This is a genomic window from Pseudomonas sp. RA_15y_Pfl2_54 (assembly GCF_963971015.1).
Taxonomy (GTDB): domain Bacteria; phylum Pseudomonadota; class Gammaproteobacteria; order Pseudomonadales; family Pseudomonadaceae; genus Aquipseudomonas; species Aquipseudomonas baetica_A.
This window is the reverse complement of the sequence record NZ_CAXAPN010000012.1, coordinates 67,011-70,542: the sequence shown is the minus strand read 5'-3', so window position 1 is coordinate 70,542 and position 3,532 is coordinate 67,011. Positions and strand designations below refer to the sequence as shown.

Here is a 3,532-nt window from a genome sequence, read left to right as displayed (position 1 = left end):
TTCTCAGCATCCGGATCAGTAGGCAGGCAGCACAAAGGCACGTCGTCCCTATAAAACGAATGCAGACCGGAAAAATTAGCGAATGAGAACAACTGTCAGGCGGGAAGCAGAACGGGGATTTTTCAGTTAATACAAATCAAATGTGGGAGGGGCTTGCTCGCGAATGCGCTTATCAGTCAGCAATACATCAACCGAAACACCGCATTCGCGAGCAAGCCCGCCCCCGCAGGTATTGCCGTGATCATGCGGTTGCGGCGCTGGCATGCCGGCGATGATGCAGGTCGAGTTGATCCTTGATCACCTTCAGCACCTTGGCCTCATGTTCATGAATGAAAAAGTGCCCACCGGCGAGCATGTCCACCGAGAAGCTGCCACGGGTTTCCTTGCTCCAGCCGATCAACTGCTCGGCGGTGGCGCGGTCAGCCTTGCCGCCGAACACATGCACCGGGCAATTGAGCAGTGGTCGCCGTAACGGCTCGAATCTGCCGCAGAGCTGGAAGTCCGCGCGCAGGATCGGCAGCGTCAGGCTCATCAACTCCGCGTTGGCCAACACTTCTTCGCTGGTGCCATTGAGTGTGCGCAATTGATCGATCAGCTCGGCGTCGGTTTTCGGCTCGGCAAACCCGCGATCGTAATCGGCGCGCATCGTCGGCGCTGCCGTGCCCGAGGCGAACAGTGCAACCGGTTCCGGGCAACCGAGGGCACGCAAGGCGTGCGCCATTTCGCAGGCCAGCAACGCGCCAAGGCTATGGCCGAACAACGCGTAAGGCGTCTTGAGTGTCGGGCACAACTCTTTAGCCAGTTGCCTCGCCAGTGCACGCATGTCGGTGTGCAATGGCTCACCGAAACGTGCGCCGCGCCCCGGCAGCTCTACAGGTTGCAAGTGCAGCCATTGCGGCATCTTCGGCCGCCAGCGGCTGTACACCATGGCACTGGCGCCAGAGTACGGCAGGCACAGCAGGGTCAGCTTGGTCACCATGCGCTCCTCAAAAAAACTATCCGTAGTGAGAAACGGATTGCGCCCTGAACAAATTAGTCGCCAGCCAGTAAATCCTGCATACAGGCGCTCGTTAACTGTTCAGACCAAAACCAATAATGAGGATTCACCGTGGACCTGCAGCGCATTCTGGGCAAGTTGTTCGCCAATGCCGGTGCCGTCGGCATCGAAGGCGTTTTCCAATTCGTGTTTGGCCCGCAGCAGGCCTACTGGTCCGAGGTCAAGGCCAGCAGCCGCACTGTGCCGGGCCGACATGCCAGCCCCGATGTGACCATCGAAGTCGCCGAGTGTGATTTTCTCGGGATCATGGGCGGCATGGCCAACGTCGAAGAACTGTTCGCCAGCGGTCGCCTGAGGATCGGCGGCAACATGGGCCTGGCGACGCTGCTGCCGCAGATCATCGAGCATGCGATGCACGGTGGCCCCGTGACGGAAAAGGTCGACATGAACAAGCGCTATCCGACCCCGCCGCGCTTCAGTGAAAAACTCACCGCCAGCCTGCCGACACAGATCAGCATCGAGCGACGCGCGCGCAACGAGTTGTCGGTCAGCGAATTCAAAAGCAAGTACTTGCCTAACGGTATTCCCGTGGTGATCAGCAACGCGCTGCACGACTGGCCGTTGTTCAAACTCAGCCGCGAAGAATCGCTGGTGCATTTCGCCGAACTGCAAGGCATCACTCGCCATGGCGATTACGTGAAGAAAACCTTCTCTACCGAACGTGATTTCCGTTCGACATCGATGGCCGACTTCATCGCCTCGCTGGACACGCCAGCGGCCAAAAGTGCAGACGGTGAACCGCCGGCGTACATGGGCAACAACATTCTGCCGACGCAATTGATGCAGCAGATCCAATACCCGCCCTACTTCGATGCCACGCTGTTCATCCCGCCACGAATCTGGATCGGCCCCAAAGGCACGCTGACGCCGTTGCATCGCGACGACACCGACAATCTGTTTGCTCAGGTCTGGGGGCAGAAGACGTTCACCCTCGCCGCGCCTCATCACCGTGAAGCGCTGGGCACCTGGTCGACGGCGCCCAAGGGCGGTCTGGATGGCTGTGACTTCAACCCGGATGCGCCGGACTACGAACGCTTCCCGGCGGCGCGGGATGTGACATTCCTGCGGGTGACGCTGGAGGCAGGGGACCTGCTGTTCTTGCCGGAGGGCTGGTTCCATCAAGTGGTGTCGGTGTCGACGTCGCTGTCGGTGAACTTCTGGGTCAACTCGGGGCGCGGTTGGTGACCGCGCCCACAAGGACGAGCTCATTTCAAATGTCGGAAGCTCTGCACCGCCGAAACCAGCACCACCGCTCCGGCCGCAATCGCCAGCCAGAAACCGCTACGCGCGCCAAAGGCATCCACCAGCGCCCCGGACCCGGCAGCACCGATAGCGACGCCGATGCTCAGACCGGTCACCAGCCAGGTCAGCCCTTCAGTCAGTTTGGCCGGCGGCACAATACGCTCAATCAACGCCATCGCCACAATCAGCGTCGGCGAGAAGAATAGCCCGGCGATAAACACCGCCACCGACAACCCGAAAATATTGCTCGCCAGCAGCAACGGCAAGGTTGTCACCGCCGTCGCCATACCGCCATACAAAAACAATCGCGGCAACGGCAGTTTCGAACGCATCGCACCAAACGCGATCCCGGCCAGGCACGAGCCGATGGCGTACACCGACAGCACAATGCTCGCCGCGGCCGGCTGCCCTTGATGCTGGGCGAACGCGACGCTGACCACATCGATCACGCCGACGATGATGCCCATGGCGGTCATCAACAGCAGCAACCATTGAACGTCCGTCGAGCGAATGATCGAGCCTTGGTGATGGGATGCGTGGGGATGCACCGCCGGCTCGGTGCTGCGCTGGGCCACGAACGCCGTTACGCCGATCGCCAACATCAACAACGCCGCCAGCGGCCCGGCTTCGGGAAACACCGCCACGCACAATCCCACCGACAGCGGCGGGCCGACGATAAAGCAGACTTCATCGAGCACAGACTCCAGCGCATACGCGGTCTGCAGTTGTGGCTGGCCGCGATAGATTTGCGTCCAGCGCGCCCGCACCATCGCCGACATGCTCGGCATGCAACCGGCCAACGCGGCGAAGATGAACAGCGTCCAGGTCGGCGCCTGCAACCGCGTACACAGCAACAACATCAACAACGCCCCGCCACCGATCAATGCCGACAGCGGCAAAACGCGCCCCTGACCAAACCGATCGACCAGCCGCGACACCTGCGGCGCACAAAACGCGGTGGCCAAGGCAAACGTCGCCGCCACCGCACCCGCCAGCGCATACCCGCCCTTCAACTGCGACAGCATGGTGATCACGCCGATGCCCGTCATGGAAATCGGCATACGCGCAATCATCCCCGCCAGCACAAAATTTCGGGCGCCGGGGGCATTGAACAATTCGCGGTAAGGGTTTGCCATCGGTTGCAGCCTCATCAGGGGCGGCCAAGTTGCCATAAAGGCTGATGAGCGTGGAAGCGGGGAATTGTTGGTGGAGTGTGAAGGCCTTCCTATCGTT

Annotated in this window: 3 protein-coding genes; 1 reads left to right on the top strand and 2 read right to left on the bottom strand. The window is 60.8% G+C overall.

Going from position 1 to position 3,532, the window contains the following annotated elements; all coding sequences use genetic code 11:
* Positions 1-241 precede the first annotated feature (241 nt).
* Complete coding sequence (locus AACY50_RS11165) at positions 242-979, bottom strand: thioesterase II family protein (RefSeq protein ID WP_339464950.1); 738 nt, start codon at positions 977-979, stop codon at positions 242-244.
* Positions 980-1,108: 129 nt separating this feature from the next.
* On the opposite strand from AACY50_RS11165, the gene AACY50_RS11160 reads away from it, so the two are divergent.
* Positions 1,109-2,242, top strand: a complete 1,134-nt coding sequence (locus AACY50_RS11160; protein WP_339432428.1) for a cupin-like domain-containing protein — start codon at positions 1,109-1,111, stop codon at positions 2,240-2,242.
* A 20-nt stretch (positions 2,243-2,262) separates the two neighbouring features.
* On the opposite strand, the gene AACY50_RS11155 is transcribed toward AACY50_RS11160, so the two are convergent.
* Positions 2,263-3,435 (bottom strand): MFS transporter, encoded by a 1,173-nt coding sequence (locus AACY50_RS11155; RefSeq protein WP_339538561.1) that lies wholly within the window; start codon positions 3,433-3,435, stop codon positions 2,263-2,265.
* Between the last annotated feature and the right edge of the window lie 97 nt (positions 3,436-3,532).

Bases quoted from the DNA above. Each gene is read 5' to 3' on its own strand.
- AACY50_RS11165 (WP_339464950.1), bottom strand. From the start codon at position 979: ATGGTGACCAAGCTGACCCTGCTGTGCCTGCCGTACTCTGGCGCCAGT.
- AACY50_RS11155 (WP_339538561.1), bottom strand. From the start codon at position 3,435: ATGGCAAACCCTTACCGCGAATTGTTCAATGCCCCCGGCGCCCGAAAT.